Annotated in this window: 16 protein-coding genes; 9 read left to right on the forward strand and 7 right to left on the reverse strand. The window is 72.8% G+C overall.

Going from position 1 to position 15,684, the window contains the following annotated elements; all coding sequences use genetic code 11:
- Positions 1 to 7: 7 nt before the first annotated feature.
- The 4 genes from ACFOY2_RS33220 to ACFOY2_RS33235 form a co-directional block, all read right to left on the reverse strand.
- Positions 8 to 2,278, reverse strand: a complete 2,271-nt coding sequence (locus tag ACFOY2_RS33220) for a HelD family protein (protein WP_379532057.1) — start codon at positions 2,276 to 2,278, stop codon at positions 8 to 10.
- Positions 2,279 to 2,423: 145 nt separating this feature from the next.
- A complete protein-coding gene (locus ACFOY2_RS33225; protein WP_379532058.1) occupies positions 2,424 to 3,461 on the reverse strand; it encodes a LacI family DNA-binding transcriptional regulator in 1,038 nt (345 codons plus the stop codon).
- Positions 3,462 to 3,535: 74 nt separating this feature from the next.
- Positions 3,536 to 3,919 carry a MerR family transcriptional regulator gene (locus ACFOY2_RS33230; protein WP_379532059.1) on the reverse strand — a complete coding sequence of 128 codons (384 nt, stop codon included), beginning with the start codon at positions 3,917 to 3,919 and terminating at the stop codon, positions 3,536 to 3,538.
- Positions 3,919 to 4,194, reverse strand: a complete 276-nt coding sequence (locus ACFOY2_RS33235) for a hypothetical protein (RefSeq protein WP_379532060.1) — start codon at positions 4,192 to 4,194, stop codon at positions 3,919 to 3,921. The genes ACFOY2_RS33230 and ACFOY2_RS33235 overlap by 1 nt, the downstream gene beginning before the upstream one ends.
- A gap of 195 nt (positions 4,195 to 4,389) precedes the next feature.
- Here ACFOY2_RS33235 and ACFOY2_RS33240 point away from each other — a divergent pair, with 195 nt between their 5' ends.
- The 3 genes from ACFOY2_RS33240 to ACFOY2_RS33250 all read left to right on the forward strand — a co-directional run bounded on the left by ACFOY2_RS33240 (position 4,390) and on the right by ACFOY2_RS33250 (position 7,556).
- On the forward strand, positions 4,390 to 4,752 hold the full coding sequence (locus ACFOY2_RS33240) for a hypothetical protein (RefSeq protein ID WP_379532061.1): 363 nt from the start codon (positions 4,390 to 4,392) through the stop codon (positions 4,750 to 4,752).
- Between the two features lie 95 nt (positions 4,753 to 4,847).
- Positions 4,848 to 5,609: an SDR family NAD(P)-dependent oxidoreductase gene (locus ACFOY2_RS33245; protein WP_379532062.1), complete on the forward strand. Its 762-nt coding sequence runs from the start codon at positions 4,848 to 4,850 to the stop codon at positions 5,607 to 5,609.
- A 495-nt stretch (positions 5,610 to 6,104) separates the two neighbouring features.
- Complete coding sequence (locus tag ACFOY2_RS33250; RefSeq protein ID WP_379532063.1) at positions 6,105 to 7,556, forward strand: amidase; 1,452 nt, start codon at positions 6,105 to 6,107, stop codon at positions 7,554 to 7,556.
- A gap of 88 nt (positions 7,557 to 7,644) precedes the next feature.
- On the opposite strand, the gene ACFOY2_RS33255 is transcribed toward ACFOY2_RS33250, so the two are convergent.
- A complete protein-coding gene (locus ACFOY2_RS33255) occupies positions 7,645 to 7,944 on the reverse strand; it encodes a hypothetical protein (RefSeq protein WP_379532064.1) in 300 nt (99 codons plus the stop codon).
- Between the two features lie 134 nt (positions 7,945 to 8,078).
- Between ACFOY2_RS33255 and ACFOY2_RS33260 the strand changes: the two genes are divergently transcribed.
- The 5 genes from ACFOY2_RS33260 (at position 8,079) to ACFOY2_RS33280 (ending at position 12,759) form a co-directional block, all read left to right on the forward strand.
- Positions 8,079 to 8,624 carry a dihydrofolate reductase family protein gene (locus tag ACFOY2_RS33260; RefSeq protein WP_379532065.1) on the forward strand — a complete coding sequence of 182 codons (546 nt, stop codon included), beginning with the start codon at positions 8,079 to 8,081 and terminating at the stop codon, positions 8,622 to 8,624.
- A 113-nt stretch (positions 8,625 to 8,737) separates the two neighbouring features.
- The gene (locus ACFOY2_RS33265; RefSeq protein WP_379532066.1) at positions 8,738 to 9,679 is read left to right on the forward strand and encodes an alpha/beta hydrolase; all 942 of its coding nucleotides are present in this window, start codon (positions 8,738 to 8,740) and stop codon (positions 9,677 to 9,679) included.
- Positions 9,672 to 10,793, forward strand: coding sequence for an acyltransferase family protein (locus ACFOY2_RS33270; protein ID WP_379532067.1), 1,122 nt, complete (start codon positions 9,672 to 9,674; stop codon positions 10,791 to 10,793). Before ACFOY2_RS33265 ends, ACFOY2_RS33270 begins: the two co-directional genes overlap by 8 nt.
- Positions 10,794 to 10,804: 11 nt before the next feature.
- Positions 10,805 to 12,091 (forward strand): sensor histidine kinase, encoded by a 1,287-nt coding sequence (locus ACFOY2_RS33275; RefSeq protein ID WP_379532068.1) that lies wholly within the window; start codon positions 10,805 to 10,807, stop codon positions 12,089 to 12,091.
- Positions 12,088 to 12,759: a response regulator gene (locus tag ACFOY2_RS33280; RefSeq protein WP_379532069.1), complete on the forward strand. Its 672-nt coding sequence runs from the start codon at positions 12,088 to 12,090 to the stop codon at positions 12,757 to 12,759. The genes ACFOY2_RS33275 and ACFOY2_RS33280 overlap by 4 nt, the downstream gene beginning before the upstream one ends.
- A gap of 10 nt (positions 12,760 to 12,769) precedes the next feature.
- Here ACFOY2_RS33280 and ACFOY2_RS33285 read toward each other — a convergent pair whose 3' ends face one another.
- Together ACFOY2_RS33285 and ACFOY2_RS33290 are read right to left on the reverse strand one after the other, a co-directional pair.
- Positions 12,770 to 13,228, reverse strand: a complete 459-nt coding sequence (locus ACFOY2_RS33285; protein ID WP_379532070.1) for a GbsR/MarR family transcriptional regulator — start codon at positions 13,226 to 13,228, stop codon at positions 12,770 to 12,772.
- A gap of 71 nt (positions 13,229 to 13,299) precedes the next feature.
- Positions 13,300 to 14,253, reverse strand: a complete 954-nt coding sequence (locus ACFOY2_RS33290) for an aldo/keto reductase (RefSeq protein WP_379532071.1) — start codon at positions 14,251 to 14,253, stop codon at positions 13,300 to 13,302.
- A gap of 155 nt (positions 14,254 to 14,408) precedes the next feature.
- On the opposite strand from ACFOY2_RS33290, the gene ACFOY2_RS33295 reads away from it, so the two are divergent.
- Positions 14,409 to 15,650 (forward strand): cytochrome P450, encoded by a 1,242-nt coding sequence (locus ACFOY2_RS33295; protein ID WP_379532072.1) that lies wholly within the window; start codon positions 14,409 to 14,411, stop codon positions 15,648 to 15,650.
- Positions 15,651 to 15,684: the final 34 nt, after the last annotated feature.

Here is a 15,684-nt window from a genome sequence, read left to right on the forward strand (position 1 = left end):
CCTTTACTTAGTAGATTCGGGATAGGACGTCGGGGAGGCCGTCCTCGTGCACCACCGTCAGCCGCCGCGTCGCCCGCGTCACCGCCACATACAGGTCCTGGCCGCCCATCGCCGACTGCGCGAGGATCCCCGCCGGATCGACCACCACGACCGCGTCGAACTCCAGCCCCTTGGCCTGCCCGACCGTCAGCACCGCCACCGCCGCCTCCAGGTCCGCCGCCGGCAACAACCGCGACGCCTCCGCGTGGCGGGCATCAGAGGTCACCACGCCCACCCGGCCCTCACCGATGCGCGCCAGCTCCTCCTCCACCAGCGCCGGCAGCCCCGACAGCGGCATCCGCACCGCCCGCGGCACCTGGCCGCCCTCACGCACCGACTCCGGCGGCGCCTGCTCCGGCGCGAAGGAGGCCAGCACGTCGGCCGCCACCGCCATGATCTCCGCCGGCGTGCGGTAGTTCACCAGCAGCCGCTCCTCCCGCCAGCGGCCCCGCAGATACGGATCCAGCACCTGGCCCCACGAGCGCGCCCCCGCCGACGACCCCGTCTGCGCCAGGTCGCCCACCACCGTCAGCGACTTGGCCGGCACCCGCCGCATGACCATCCGCCAGGCCATCGCCGACAACTCCTGCGCCTCGTCCACGATCACATGCCCATAGGCCCAGGAGCGGTCGGCCGCCGCCCGCTCGGCCGTCGTCAGCTCCGCGCCGTCGTCGGCGTGCCGCCCAGCCAGCACGTCGGCCCGCTCGAACACCCCCTGCTCCAGCACGCCGGTCGAGGTCAGCACCTCCTGGGCGTACAGCTCCCGCTCGGCCCTCTCGCGCCCTGCCTCGCGGGCCGAGGCCCGCTCGGCCGAGTCGTCCTCGCCCAGCAGCTCGGCCGCCTCATCCAGCAGCGGCACATCCCCCACCGTCCAGGCGGCCCCCCGCGGACGCAGCAGCTGCCGCCAGTCCAGCCCCGAGGGCGCCACCGACCACAGCGCGTCCGGCGAGGACAACAGCTCCCCGATCAGGCGCTGCGGCGTCAGCTCCGGCCACAGCCCATCCACCGCCCGCCGCACCTGCGGCTCACCCCACAGCCGCGCCGAGGCCACGTCCAGGTCCACCTCGTCCAGGTCGCCCTCCAGATCCAGCGGCTGCGACAGCTCAGGCTCATCGTCCACCTCGAGCTCGTCGATGCGCAGCGACTCCTCCAGCGCCCGCGCCTCGGCCCTGGCCAGCTCCTTGAGCATCTCGGTCACAAACAGCTTGCGCGCCATGTTGTGCGGCAGCCGCACCGCCCGCGCCCGATCGCGCAGCAGCAGGCACGTGCGCCGCGGCACCCGCAGCGCCAGCCCGTCCAGCTCCACCACCAGGTCGCCGTCCGGCGCCGCCTGGCGCAGCTCCAGCGCCCCGGCCACCACCTGCGCCATCCGCGCATCGCCCTTGACCACCGCCGCCGCCGGAGTGTCCGCCCCGCTCGCCCGCACCCCCGGGAACATCTCCCCGACCGTGGTCATCACCACCTGCGTCTCCCCCAGCGCCGGCAGCACCTGGCCGATGTAGCGCAGGAACATCGGGTTGGGGCCAACCACCAGCACCCCGCGCCGCTCCAGCGCCTCGCGGTGGGTGTAGAGCAGGTAGGCCGCCCGGTGCAGCGCCGCCACCGTCTTGCCGGTGCCCGGCCCGCCCTGCACCACCAGCGCCCCCTGCAGCGAGGAGCGGATCACCCGGTCCTGCTCGATCTGGATGGTCGCCACCACATCGCCCATCCGGCCCGTACGGCCCCGCCGCAACGCCGCCAGCAGCGCCGCCTCGCCCACCAGCGTGCGCCGGTCGCCCTCGCTCATCCCCTCCAGGTCGAACACCTCATCATCGATGCCCACCACCCGCCGCTCCTTCAGATGCAGATGCCGGCGCCGCACCAGGCCGCCCGGATCGGTGGCCGTGGCCACGTAGAACGGCCGCGCCGCCGGCGCCCGCCAGTCGATCAGGACCGACTCGTGCTCCTCATCACGCAGCCCGATCCTGCCGACGTAGGTGCTGCCTCCCGCGCCGTCGTCGATGCGGCCGAAACACAGGCCCCGCTCGACCGCGTTCAGTTGCGCCAGCCGGCGCGTCTGCTCGCCGGCCAGCACCTCGCGCTCGACCCGCGCCTGCCGGGTGCCGCCGCTCCTGCCGTACACCTCGCGCAGCGCCGCCTGCGCCCGCGCTCTGGCGGTGTCGAGCCGGCCGTACAGCCACGAGACAGTACGCTGCTCGCTGTCAAGGGCTTGCGCGAAACCATCTTGACGATTAGTCATCCGGTGCTATACTCCTAACGGGAGGCGTGTGGAGTTCGCTTGCCATTGGGCAGTGTTCGAGCTTAGCCCTCCACCCCCTGCGCGCGCAAACCCTCGCCGTCGACCCCTCCGGCACAGACCTTCCCGCCTCTTCGAGCAACCTCAGCTACGTCTGCGGGGGTGGGGCGGTGGAGCGGCGGGGGACCAGGGTCGGGGTGATGGAGAAGCGCACCGACGACGTCCGGCCCTCGATCCGCTCCAGCAGCAGGCGCCCCGCCGTCCGTCCCATCACATCCCCGTCCTGATCCACGCTGGTCAGTGAGATGGTCGACAGCGCCGCCAGGCGCGTGTTGTCGTAGCCGGCCAGCGACACCTCCCCCGGCACCGCCAGCCCCGCCTCGTGCAGCGCCGTCAGCGCCCCGAAGGCCGCCAGGTCGGCCCCCGCGAAGATCGCCGTCGGCCGGGGCGAGCGCCCGAGCAGCTCGCGCGCCCCCCGGTAGCCGCCCTCCTCGCTGTAGGAGGTGGTGGCGATCGCGATCTCGTCATCCAGGCCGTGTTCGCGCATGACGCGCTCGTAGGTGCGCGCCCTGATCGTGTGCAGCATCGCCGCCGCCCGCCGCGGCGTGCCCTCGCGCTGGCCGATGTGCGCGATCCGGCGGTGCCCCAGCCCGATCAGGTGCCGCACCACCAGCTCGGCCCCGACCTCGTCGTCGTCGAGGACCGCGTCGTACAGGGCCGACTTCTCGTGCGGGCCGAGCACGACGGTCGGCAGCCCGCAGGCGACCTCCTCCAGCCGGGCCCGCGCCACCCGGGGCGCCACCATGAGGATGCCGTCGACCTGCCGGTCGACCAGGGCGTCGATGGCGCGGTTCTCCGCCTTGGCGTCGGGGCCGCCGGTGACGATGATCACCTGGTAGTCGGTGCCGGACAGCTGCGCGTACAGACCGTCCAGGATGTCGGGGAAGAACGGGTTGCGCAGTTCGGGGAGCAGCACCCCGATCGTGTACGTGCGGCCGCGCATCGCCCGCGCCGCCGCGTGCGGCCGGTAGCCGAGCTCCTCGATGGCGGCCTTGACCCGCTCGCGCATCGCGGCGCTGACCCCGTAGGCGTTGCGCAGCACCTTCGACACGGCCGTGGTCGACACCCCCGCGTGGCGTGCCACGTCGGCGATCGTCACCCGCCGTCGCCGCCCGCCCGTGCTCATCGGCTCGCCTCTTCCCTTTTACAACGTGCCGATTGTACGAGCAACTGCTTAATCGCTTCAGCCAGAGCAGGCGCTCACGGGGTTGTCGCATCCTGCTGCACCCCGGCCCGAGCGGCGAGTCGTTCGCGCACCTGCGACAGCCGGGCGATCTGCGCGTCCAGGGCGGCGAGCCGGGCTTCCACCACGCCGTCGGCCGTGGAGCAGCCGGGCCCGCCGCGTGCCGGGAGCGTGTCGCCGTCCAGCAGGTGCAGGCGATCGGCGCAGCCCCGTACGTCCTGGACGGTCAGCCCGAGCGAGAGCAGTTCGCGGATGACGCGCACGAGGGCGACCTCGCGCGGCCCGTACTCGCGCTGCCCGGACGCCGTGCGCGGGGGCGGCCTCAGCAGCCCGCGCTGCTCGTAGAAGCGCAGTGCCCTGGGTGTGGTGCCCGCCGCTGCCGCCGCGTCGCCGATGCGCATCAACGCTCCCCGTTGGTCTCCAGTTCGACGATGACGGTCCCGAAATGCCGTCCCTCGATCACTTCCCGCAACGCCCGCGGCGCGTTTTCGATGCCCGTGACCCGGACGTGCGGGAAGGTGATGTCGCCCGCGCGCAGCCGGCCGCGTCCGGGGCGGGCGGTGAGAATGCGGGGACGGTGGCGAGCCTGATCTGTCTCGACGTTCGGGGCGGGGATGGCACGGTCGCGCTCCTCGGATGGACGGGCAGAGACCGTAACTCCTGACGTGCGCGTCAAGGGCAACCCGAACCGGGGACGCGGGCGGCGTTCACGCCGGACGCCGTGATCGTCAGCGTGTTTCTGGGGTGCGGGCCGCGAGACGACTTGCCTGAAATTCCGCTAAAAGTCGTGAAATCTCGGATGTGAGGTCGCAGATCCTCCCCGGAATTTTCCGTTAGCTGGTCCCACCAGCTACAAGCGGAGGTGATCCCGATGCTCACGAACCAGCTACGGCACGACCTTCAGTGGCTCAAGCGACAGGCCCGCAAGGACAGATGGATCACCATCGCCCTGCAGAGCGGCCTGGTGGCCGCCTGGGCCCGCCAACTGCCCCTCCCGCAGGCGCCCGGCCCGATCCTGTGGGCCCTCTCGCTCGCCCTGGTCGCCGGCTCGGCGATCACCTGGCTGGCCTCGGCGCTCCTGACCGCCGCGACCGTCCGGGAACGCCGGGAGCCGGTGGAGGCCCTGCGCTGGATCTCGCGGATCCAGCGCGGCAAGACGTGGGCGTTCTGGTCGGCCGGCGCCTACACGGCCTGGCACCTGCTGCAGTTCGTCACGGCACTGGTGCTGGGCTGACCCCTTGACGACGGCGGGGCCTCACCCAGGTACGGGGCCGGGTGAGGCCCCGCCGTCCCCCCTGCCGGGCCCGGCGGGTGCTAGCTTCTGCGAGCGTGTCTGACTATCTGCGCGACCTGTTCTCCCTGAACGGCCGCCGGGCCCTGGTCACCGGCGGCAGCTCCGGCATCGGCCTGGTCATGGCCGAGGCCATCGGACGCGCCGGCGCCGAGGTCGTCCTGGTCGCCCGTCGCGAGGCCGAACTCGACCGGGCCGTCGCCCGGCTGCGCGCCCACGGCGTCACCGCCTCCCGGATCAGCGCCGACGTCGGCGTGCGCGAGGACCTGCGGCGCGTGTGCGACGAGGCGGGCGACATCGACATCCTCGTCAACGACGCCGGCGCCAACATCCGCAAGCCCATGGCCGAGCTCACCGAGGACGACTACGACCTCAGCATCGCCGTCAACCTGACCGCCCCCTACCTGCTCGGCCAGCACCACGGCCCGAAGATGGCCGGCCGCGGCTGGGGCCGCATCATCAACGTCGGCTCGCAGCAGTCCATCAGCGCCTTCGGCGACAGCGGCGCCTACGGGGCGGCCAAGGCCGGGCTCGCCGGGCTGACCCGCTCCCAGGCCGAGGCGTGGTCGGCCGACGGCGTGTGCGTCAACACGATCATCCCCGGATTCGTGCTGACGCCGCTGACCGCCGCGGCCCAGGCCATTCCCGGCCGCCTCGAAGCGCTCGCCGCGCGCCACATGAGCGGGCGCAACGGGCTGCCCGAGGACTTCGCGGGCGCCGCGGTGTTCCTGGCCGGTGAGGCCTGCGCGTTCGTCACCGGCCAGATGCTCTTCGTGGACGGCGGTTTCGCGGTCCACTGACGGGCGAGGCGCTTGACAGCGGATCAAACTGAACAGTAACGAGATCGCCACCTTCCAGGCCCTGCGGTGCAAGGAGATCTGGTGGTCGGCGCCCATTCCTTCCGCGACCCGGAGGAGAACCTGCCCGCCGACCTCACCGCCCGCCGCATCGAGAACTACGCCGAGCTGGAGGCGTAAGAACAAATTTAAAACGAGTTACCCCGTTTACTGGACAATCCCCGCGCACTATGGCCTGGCGGTCGAGCGAATAGTCAGTGGCCGGAGAGAAACAGATGAGCATTGAGACATCTCTCTCGTTGCGCGACGCGGAATTTCATGCCCTTGCCAGTGGAGTCGACCCGCCGCCGACCCTTCTGACCTGGGGTTGGCCACCTTGGGAGGCAGAATGAGTGCGCGACTTCGGCCCACCAAGGTAGCCGTTTAGAATTTGCCGGGCGGATGCGGGCGACTTGTGCGGGGACGAGCGTCTGCCGCAGGCCGTTAGAGTCAAATTTTATGGAATGGAATTTTCAGGCGGCCGAAGAACTCGCGGCTGCCTTGCGTGCCGGTGAAGTGAGCTCGGTGGAACTGACCGACGCGACGATCGCCCGTATCGAGCGGGACGACAAGGTGATCAACGCGATTTGCGTGCCGGACTTCGACCGTGCGCGGACTGCCGCGCGCGGTGCCGACCAGGCGCGCGCCCGCGGCGAGGTCCGGCCGCTGCTCGGCGTTCCGGTGACGGTCAAAGAGTCCTACAACATGGCCGGGCTGCCCACGACCTGGGGCATGCCGCCGCAGGCGACCTTCATGCCGGCCGAGGACGCGGTACAGGTGTCGCGGCTCAAGGCCGCGGGCGCGGTGGTGCTCGGCAAGACCAATGTGCCCTTGGGGCTGCAGGATATCCAGAGCTTCAACGACATCTACGGCACCACCAACAACCCGTGGGATCACGGTCGCACGCCGGGTGGGTCCTCGGGCGGATCGGCGGCGGCTCTGGCGTCCGGGTTCGGCGCGCTGTCCATCGGCTCCGACCTCGCCGGTTCGCTGCGCACCCCCGCGCATTTCTGCGGTGTCTACGCGCACAAGCCGACACTCGGACTGGCGGCAACCCGCGGCATGGTCGCGCCGCCGGCACCGCCATTGCCGGTCGACCTCGACCTCGCCGTCGTCGGCCCGATGGCGCGCACCGCCCGCGACCTCACGCTCCTGCTCGACGTCATGGCCGGCCCGGACCCGCTGACGCACGGTGTGGCGCACGAGGTGACGCTGCCGCCCGCGCGCCACGAGCGGCTCGGCGACTTCCGCGTCTTGGTGCTCGAGGAGCATCCGCTCATTCCGACCGGGTCCGCCGTGCGGGCGGGCGTGAACCGGGTGGCCGACGCGCTTGCCGACGGCGGCGCCCGCGTCGAACGGCACAGTCCGCTGCTGCCCGATCTGACCGAAGCCGCGCTGCTCTACATGCAGTTGCTGATTTCGGGCTCCGTTGCGCGTTTTCCCATCGAATCGCACGAGCAGCTGCGGACCCGCGCCGCCGAACTGAGCGCGGAGGACCAGAGTCTTGACGCCGCGCGGCTGCGCGCCATGATGTTCAGCCACCGCGACTGGATGGAGGCGAACAACCGCCGCGAAGTCCACCGCCACGGCTGGCGGCAGCTGTTCGCCGAGTTCGACGCCGTGGTGTGCCCGATCACGCCGACGCCCGCGTTCCCGCACGACCACGACCCCAATCCGTTGGAACGGCGCATCGACATCGACGGCGTCGAGTACCCGTACTTCGACCAGCTCGTCTGGGCCGGTCTGGCCACCATGCCCGGCCTGCCCGCCACCGCCATACCAGCGGGCCGGTCCCCCGAGGGTCTGCCGGTCGGAGTGCAGCTCATCGGTCCGATGTTCGAGGACCGCACCCCGCTACGGCTGGCCGAACTGCTCGAGCAGAAGATCGGCGGCTTCCAGGCACCGAAATAGGGCCCACCTCTGAGTGTCCGTCGCGGACGAGGTGCGGATCAGTCCCTGACATCCGGGGTGTCCGAATTGAGCGCCTTTACTTAGTAGATTACTTACGCCGGATCTGCCGGACACCCACCCCTTCGCGCCAGGCGTCCATGACGATCTCGTCGCCCTCGACCCTCGTCCACACCACCTCGACCAGTTCCACCCGGAACAGATGGGAGTCGCCGCTCGGCAACTCAAAGGACGCCAGTACCGCCTCGTCGAGGACCTCCACCGCCCGGCCCGCCAGCTTCAGGTCCCCCTCCCACGCCGAAGGGTCGTCGCCCTCGGGCTCCCTCGAGGTCACGTGGATCGCCATCCGGGGATCGCGCCGCAGGTCGGCGGCCTTGACCGCGCGCGGCATCGAGCCGGTCCACAGCTCGCCGTCGCGCAGCGTCGTCTCGGTATGGACCGCGCCCCCGGCAAAATCCCGCTTTGCGCGCCGGGGGGCGGCTCGCTAGTTTATAAACGAATCGACATTTACTATTGGGGGTTCTCATGACGTTCACGTCCTCGGTGTTCATCGGCACGAGCCTCGACGGGTTCATCGCCCGCCAGGACGGCGACCTGCACTGGCTCACCAGCCGGGGCGAGGCCGCCGGCGACTACGGCTACGACGCCTTCATCGCCGGCATCGACGCCGTCGTCATGGGCCGCGGCACCTACGAGCCGGCGCTCGGCTATGACACCTGGCCCCACGAGGGCCTGCACGTGGCCGTGCTGAGCACCACGCTGCAAGCCGGCGCCGACCCGCGCATCACCGTCTACCGCGACCTCGACCGGCTCCTGCGCGGGCTCGAAGAGCGCGGCGCCAGGAGCGTGTACGTGGACGGCGGGCAGGTCATCCGCGCCTTCCTGCGCGCCGGGCTGATCGACGAGATCACCATCACCACGGTCCCGGTGGTGCTGGGCACGGGCGTGCCCCTGTTCGGCCCGGTCGGCGGCGACATCCCGCTGTCCCACGTGCGGACCAAGGTGCTCGGGGCGGGAGTCGTCCAGTCGACCTACAAGGTCGAACGACAAGCGGCGCCCTGCACCCCGTAGTACTTCAGAGCTACGCCGCCAGGTGCCCTCCGCAGCGGGACGCCGACGACGCGAGGTGACCCCTACCGTTCGAGGCCGGACGATCTCCGGCCTCGAAAGGACACCGACCCCCCATGGCGACCCGCTCCCGCCGCACCCTGTTCGCCGCGCTCCTGGCCGCCTCGGTGGCGGGGCCGGTGACGGGCGCGGCCCGGCCCGGGGCGGTGCCCGCGCCCATCCCCGCCCCCGTCCCGCCCCTGGCCGCCGCGACGCCGGCCGTGCTCGCCGCACGGTACGCGGCAAGCCGCGCGCAGATCGGCGCGGCCGGGCAGACGGCGGCCCGGCACGGCCACCGGTGGCGGGCCGCGCGCCTGCGCGAGATGGCCGATCCCGCCCGCTCTTTCCTGTCCTTCGACGGCCGTGACGGCGGACGCACGGTGGAGGTGTTCGGCGAGCTGTCCCGCGCCGAGCGCATCGCCGTGCTGGTCCCCGGCGCCGACATCAACCTGGACAAGTACGGGCTGCTGCGCGGCGGCTCGCTGAGGCTGCGGGCCGCGCTCGACGAGCGCTCGGCGGTGATCGCCTGGCTCGGGTACGCCACACCCGCCAGTGTGAGCCTCCAGGCGCTGACCCCGTCCGGCGCCCGCAGGGCCGCGCCCGCCCTGCGGGCCTTCGTCCGGGAGTTACGCGCGGCCAGGCCCGGCGCCCGGATCTCGCTGCTGTGCCACTCCTACGGCTCGGTGGTGTGCGGCCTGGCCGCGCCGGGCCTGGACGTGGCCGACATCGTGCTGTTCGGCAGCCCCGGCGCGGGCGTGAGCCAGGCCGCCCAGCTGCGTACCCGGGCCAGGGTGTGGGCCGGGCGCACGTCGGGGGACTGGGTCGGCGGCCTGCCGCACGCCCTGATCGAGCTGCCGTTCGCCACGGTGGGGCTGGGCGCCGACCCGCTCTCGCCCGCCTTCGGCGCCCGGATCTTCGCGGCGGGCGGCGGCGGGCACAGCGACTACCTGGCGGCCGGGTCCACGGCGCTGGCGAGCATCGCGCGGATCGTCTGCGGGCGGGCCGGCGACGATGCGTGAGCTCGCCGCCCGGATCGAGGCGCGAACGCCGCCAGAGCGCGACCGCGCCCTGGACGCCCTGCGCGCTCTGGCCATCGCCGGGGTGGTCGCCGGGCACTGGCTGGTGACCGCGCTGGTCACCGACAGCGGCGCGGTGCGCGTCACCAGCCCGCTGACGTTCATGCCGCAGCTCGCCCCGGCCTCCTGGCTGCTGCAGACCCTCGCGCTCTTCTTCCTGGTGGGCGGGGCTGTCGCGACGCGCAGCCACCTGCGCGCCCGGGCCGAGGGCCTCTCCTATGGGCGCTGGCTCGCGGCGCGCACGGCCCGGCTGGCGCGGCCTGTGGCGGCCGTGGCCGCGGTGTGGGCCGTGGCCGCGATCGCGATGCTCGCCGGCGGGGCCGGGACGCAGACCGTGCGGGCGCTGGTCAAGCTGGTGTGGTCGCCGATGTGGTTCCTGCTGGTGCTGGTGGCGCTGAGCGCGGCGACGCCGCTGGTGGCGCGGCTGCATCCGGGCTGGCCGCTGGCCGTCGTGGTGTGCGCCGACCTGATGCGGTTCTGCGGGGGGCCGCAGGCCGGGTGGGTCAACGTGGCGGCCGGGTGGCTGGTGCCCTACTGCCTGGGGGCGGCCTGGGCCCGTGGCGGGCTGCGCGGGCGCGCGAGCGGGTGGGCGCTGCTGCTCGGCGGCGCGGCCGCCGCCGCCGCGCTCGTCACCTGGGGCGGCTACCCCGCCGCCATGGTGGGGGTGCCGGGGGCGCCGCTGTCGAACCTCGACCCGCCCTCCCTGGCCGCCGTCGCCTGGGGGCTGGCCCAGAGCGGCGCGGCGCTGCTGCTGGCCGGCCCGCTGCGGCGGCTGCTGCGCCGCCCGGCGGCCTGGGCCGCGGTGGCACTGGTGAACCTGTCCGCGCTGACGATCTTCCTGTGGCACCAGAGCGCGATGATCGCCGTCACCGCCATCGGGCTGCTCGGCGGCGGGAGGCTGCCCGGCCTGCACACCGTCCCCGACGGTCCTGGCTGGGTGGCGGCGCGGGCGGCGTGGCTGCCGGTGTTCGCGGCGGCGCTGGTGGCGTGCTGCGCGGCCTTCGGCGCCCGCCAGCGGGGGCGTCCGGGCACGAAACCGACCGCAGGTCATGGTTAGGGTGGAACATCATGACCAACGGGGACGGGCCGCGCGGGCTCTTCGGCACGCTGCGCGCCGACCCGCTCCCCCGCCACCGGCGCTCGTGGCTCGCGCATGCCGTGGTCGTCGTGTACGCGACGGCCATGGGCCTGTTCCCCTCCGGGCAAGGCGTCGATCCGACGGTGCCGCTGATCGCCATGGCGCACGGGGCGGTGCTCGTGCTCGCGCGGCTGCGTCCGCTGCCCGCCTGGTGGGCCTCGCTCGCCGTCGTGGTCGCCGGCGCGCGCACGGGGATGACCCACAACTCGCTGGTCCCGCTCTTCCCCTGGATGGTGTCCGAGGCGGCCCCCGGCCGGCTGCCCCCCTACCCGGGGGTCGAGGCGGTGGCCTTCCCCTGGACGGGGTCCGGCCTGGCCCTGCAGGGCGGCGTGCTGTTCCTGCTGGCCCTGCGGGTGCGCCCCCGCGCCGCGGCCGAGGCGCTGGCGATCACCGTGCTGACGGCGGGGCTGTGCATGGTGTTCCTGCCCGACGGCAGCAGGGGCGGCTTCCCGCTGATCGCCATGGTCGTCTACGCGATCGCGGTCGCGGCCGGGGCCGCTGTGCGTGCGCTCAGGACGACCCGCACCCGGCTGGAGGCCCAGCAGGAGCTGACCGCCGAGGAACGGGCCCGCCGCACGCTGCTGGAGGAACGCAACAGGATCGCCCGCGAGCTGCACGACGTGGTCGCCCACCACATGTCCGTCATCTCCATTCAGGCGCAGGTCGCGCCGCACCTGGTGGACAACCCGTCGCAGGAGCTGAAGGAGAACCTGGCGGGCATCCGCGACAACGCCGTCCAGGCGCTGAGCGAGCTGCGCCGCGTGCTGGGCCTGCTGCGCGCGCAGGACACCCCCGCCGACGCCCCGCAGCCCACGCTGGAGCGGCTGGAGGAGCTGCTGGCGAACGTGCGCGGCGCGGGCGTCGCGCTCACCGCCGAGATCGCCGGCCGGCGGCGCCCGCTCTCGCCCGGGGTGGAGCTGTCGGCGTTCAGGATCGTGCAGGAGGCGCTCAGCAACGCCATGCGGCACGCGCCCGGCGCGCCGGTGCGCCTGCGGCTGTCCTACCGGCCCGGCGCCCTGACCATCCGGGTCGTCAACGACGCGCCCGCCGCCTCGCCGCCGCCGGCGCGCGGCGACGGGCACGGGCTGCTGGGGATGCGTGAGCGGGCCGCGATGCTGGGCGGCGACCTGGTCGCGGGGCCGACGCCGGACGGCGGTTACGAAGTGAGCGTGTTCCTGCCCGCCGACTCGCAGAAAGGCATCCAGGCCACACCATGAGGAGCATCCGCGTGCTCATCGCCGACGACCAGGTGATGGTCCGTCAGGGGTTCACCGTGCTGCTGAACGCCGAGCCCGGCATCGAGGTCGTCGGCCAGGCCGTCAACGGCCTCGACGCCCTCGCGCAGGCCGCAGAGCTGAACCCCGACGTGGTCCTCATGGACGTGCGGATGCCCGAACTGGGCGGCATCGAGGCGACCCGCCGCATCGCCGCCCGGCCGGACACCACCGTGAAAGTCCTGGTCCTGACCACCTTCGACCTCGACGACTACGTGTATGAGGCGCTGCGCGCGGGCGCGTCCGGGTTCCTGCTCAAGGACGCCTCGGCGGCCGAACTGGCCCACGCGGTGCGCGTGGTGGCGGCCGGGGACGCCCTGCTGGCGCCGAACCTCACCAAGCGGCTCATCGCCGAGTTCGCCCGTGTCAGCGGCGCGCCGCGCGCCCCGCTGAAGGAGCGCGTGGGGGACCTGACCGAGCGGGAGAGCGAGGTGCTGTCGCTGATCGCGCAGGGGCTGTCGAACGCGGAGATCGCCGCGTGCCTGGTGGTGGCCGAGCAGACGGTCAAGACGCACGTGAGCAGGATCCTGGTCAAGCTCGGGCTCCGTGACCGCACCCAGGCGGCCGTCTTCGCCTACGAGTCGGGCCTGGTACGCCCGTCGGGCTACTGATCGGGGCGGGTCAGGTCGGCTCGCGGGGTTCGCGGTCCCACGCGTCGAGGAGTTTGGGGAACTCGCGGCCCATGAACGCGTGCATGTCGCGCATCAGCTCCAGCCGCGCCCGGCCTTTGGGGTTGTCGCCGACGACGCTCAGCCCCTGCTCGGCAAGCTGGGCGAATGCCGTGAACTCGGCCATCTTTGCCCGGAACGCGCGCCCGAAGACGTCCTCGACCAGGCGGTAGTGGTCTCGCCGGCCCCGGGGCGGGCGGAAACGTTCGATGAGGCCGCCCCGTTCGAGCTGTCCCAGCGCGACACTCATGCTGCTCTTGGCGACGCCCAGGCTCTCGCACAGGGCCGGGGCGTCGGCCGAGTCGCCGGGGTCGACCAGCAGCAGGCCGATGACGCGACCGGCGGTCCGGCTCAGCCCCAGCCGCTCGAAGTACAGCCCCGCGCTTTCGACGAATTCCTCGACGCCTGCCACACCAAGATTCTAACTTGTTCGGATCATTCCGAACACTTAGCATTCCGAGCATGCCCAGGACCGCGGGTCGCTCAGCCCCACGTCAGGCAGCCCCGCCTCGCCCAGTAGGTCTCGGGGTCCTCGGCCAGCGCGGCCAGGCATTCCTCCAGCTCGGCGTCCCAGGTGATGCCGGCGGCGGCCAGGTTGCTGTGCAGCTGGGCCGCCGAGACGGCCCCGCTCAGCACCACCCCCGCCCACGGCCTGGCCACAACGGCGGCCAGCGCCAGCGCGTCGGGGGTGACGGCGCGCTCGCGGGCGGCGCGGGCGAGCTCCCGCGGCGCGGCATCGGCGGTGAGACGGCCGTTCGCCACGCCCTCCTTGACGATCACGCCCAGGCCGGCCGCGTGCGCCCGCGCCAGGGCCGGGCCCGCGGAGCGCTCCAGCAGATTCCAGGTCGCCTGAACCGTGTCGAACACATCGGCCTCGAGCGCGCGATCGATGGTGTCCGCCTGACCGGGACCGGTCGTGGACAGGCCGATCGCCACACCGCCGGCGCGCAGCTCGCGCAGGCAGGCCAGCACGTCCTCATCATCGAACACACCGCTGTCGGCGGTGGCCGAATGAATCTGGTAAAGCGACAGGTGCTCGCCCAGCAACGCCCGGGTCTGGCCGAGCTGGCCCCGCAACCGGCCGGCCGACAGCTCCTTGACCTCGTGCCGCTCGGCGTCCATGCGCCAATCGCCGACGTAGGCGTACCCCCATTTGGATCCGATGGTCAGCGTGCCCGGCGCGATGCCGCGCTCACGCAGCCAGCCCGCCAAAAACTCCTCCGCCCTGCCGTAGGAGCGGGCGACGTCGACGTAGCCGATGCCCGCCGCCAGCGCCGCGTCCAGCACCTGCCAGCAGCGCGCCCGCATCGCCGCGACACTGCGGTCCTCCCCCAGGTCCTGCGCGCGGCCGAGCGTGATGTAGGCCGGCCGGCCGAGGGCGGCCAGCCCGATCCCCATGGACGTCACCCGCAAGGCGCTCCTGCCCAGCTCGTTCATCCCGCCAGTTCACCACACGCCGCCTCCACGACCACACATCGAGCCCGCCCGCTCACCGGGGCGGCGCATGGCGGGGGCCCGCCGCGGGAATGCCCCTCCTGACCGCAGGGGCGGCGCTTTCCGGTCCGCACCCGATGCGACAGGAGGCTCCCGTCATGTCCGTGAGCGAAGCCGGGCGCCTGCTCGCCACGCCCGCCGCCTACACCGACGACAGGCGGCTCCACGAGGCACTGGCGCTGCTGCGCCGCCAATCCCCCGTGCACTGGGTGGACGTCCCCGGCTACACCCCGTTCTGGGCGATCACCCGGCACGCCGACGTGCTGGCGATCGAGCGCGACCACGCCCTGTGGCTCAGCGCCCCGCGTCCCGTGCTGCGCGCCGCCGCACTCGACGCCGAGCTCGAAACGCGCCGGGCCCGCAGCGCCGGGCTGAGGACCCTCGTGCACATGGACGATCCCGAGCACCACGCCCTGCGCGCCGTCGGCGCCGACTGGTTCAGGCCCAAAGCCATGCGCGCCCTGCAGGCGCGGGCAGGCGAACTCGCCAGGCGCCACGTCGACAGGATGGCCGCCTACGACGGCAGGTGCGACTTCGTCCGGCAGGTCGCCGCGCACTACCCGCTGTACGTCATCCTGTCCCTGCTGGGCCTGCCCGAGTCGGACTTCCCCCGCATGCTGCGCCTGACGCAGGAACTGTTCGGCCAAGACGACGCAGAGACCGGCCGCGGCGGCACCCCCCAGGACCACACCTCCGTGCTGGAGGACTTCCTCGCCTACTTCCGCGACCTGACCGCCGAGCGCCGGGCCCGCCCGACCGGCGACCTCGCCTCACAGATCGCCAACGCCCGCCTCGACGGCGCGCCGCTGGACGACAACGTCGCCGCCTCCTACTACGTCCTCATCGCCACGGCCGGACACGACACCACCAGCTCCACCATCGCGGGCGGGCTGGAAGCGCTCATCCGCCACCCGGACCAACTGCGGCGCCTGCGCGCCGACCCCGGCCTGCTGCCCTCAGCCGCCGAAGAGATGATCCGGTGGGTCAGCCCCGTCAAGGAGTTCATGCGCACCGCCTCCGCCGACACCCACGTGGGCGGCACGCCCATCAGGAAGGGCGAATCGGTGCTGTTGTCATACCCGTCCGCCAACCGCGACGAGCAGGTCTTCGCCGACCCGTTCCGCTTCGACGTCGCACGCGACCCCAACCGGCACCTGGCCTTCGGCTCCGGCGTGCACTACTGCCTGGGCGCCGCCCTGGCCAGGATGGAGATCCGCGCGCTGTTCGCCGAACTCCTGCCCCGGCTGGCCGAGGTCGAACTCGACGGCGAGCCCGCCTGGACCGCCACCACGTTCGTCGGCGGCCTCAAACGCCTGCCGATCCGCTACACCCTCACCTGAGAACGCCACCGGGCGCGGCGGCCCCGGGCCGGGG

It is taken from the genome of Nonomuraea purpurea (assembly GCF_042650645.1).
GTDB classification, from domain to species: Bacteria; Actinomycetota; Actinomycetes; order Streptosporangiales; family Streptosporangiaceae; genus Nonomuraea; species Nonomuraea purpurea.

Coding starts and splice junctions, on each gene's coding strand:
- ACFOY2_RS33220 (WP_379532057.1), bottom strand. CDS start 2,278: ATGACTAATCGTCAAGATGGTTTCGCGCAAGCCCTTGACAGCGAGCAG.
- ACFOY2_RS33225 (WP_379532058.1), bottom strand. CDS start 3,461: ATGAGCACGGGCGGGCGGCGACGGCGGGTGACGATCGCCGACGTGGCA.
- ACFOY2_RS33230 (WP_379532059.1), bottom strand. CDS start 3,919: ATGCGCATCGGCGACGCGGCGGCAGCGGCGGGCACCACACCCAGGGCA.
- ACFOY2_RS33240 (WP_379532061.1), top strand. CDS start 4,390: ATGCTCACGAACCAGCTACGGCACGACCTTCAGTGGCTCAAGCGACAG.
- ACFOY2_RS33250 (WP_379532063.1), top strand. CDS start 6,105: ATGGAATGGAATTTTCAGGCGGCCGAAGAACTCGCGGCTGCCTTGCGT.
- ACFOY2_RS33255 (WP_379532064.1), bottom strand. CDS start 7,944: ATGCCGCGCGCGGTCAAGGCCGCCGACCTGCGGCGCGATCCCCGGATG.
- ACFOY2_RS33260 (WP_379532065.1), top strand. CDS start 8,079: ATGACGTTCACGTCCTCGGTGTTCATCGGCACGAGCCTCGACGGGTTC.
- ACFOY2_RS33265 (WP_379532066.1), top strand. CDS start 8,738: ATGGCGACCCGCTCCCGCCGCACCCTGTTCGCCGCGCTCCTGGCCGCC.
- ACFOY2_RS33270 (WP_379532067.1), top strand. CDS start 9,672: ATGCGTGAGCTCGCCGCCCGGATCGAGGCGCGAACGCCGCCAGAGCGC.
- ACFOY2_RS33275 (WP_379532068.1), top strand. CDS start 10,805: ATGACCAACGGGGACGGGCCGCGCGGGCTCTTCGGCACGCTGCGCGCC.
- ACFOY2_RS33280 (WP_379532069.1), top strand. CDS start 12,088: ATGAGGAGCATCCGCGTGCTCATCGCCGACGACCAGGTGATGGTCCGT.
- ACFOY2_RS33290 (WP_379532071.1), bottom strand. CDS start 14,253: ATGAACGAGCTGGGCAGGAGCGCCTTGCGGGTGACGTCCATGGGGATC.
- ACFOY2_RS33295 (WP_379532072.1), top strand. CDS start 14,409: ATGTCCGTGAGCGAAGCCGGGCGCCTGCTCGCCACGCCCGCCGCCTAC.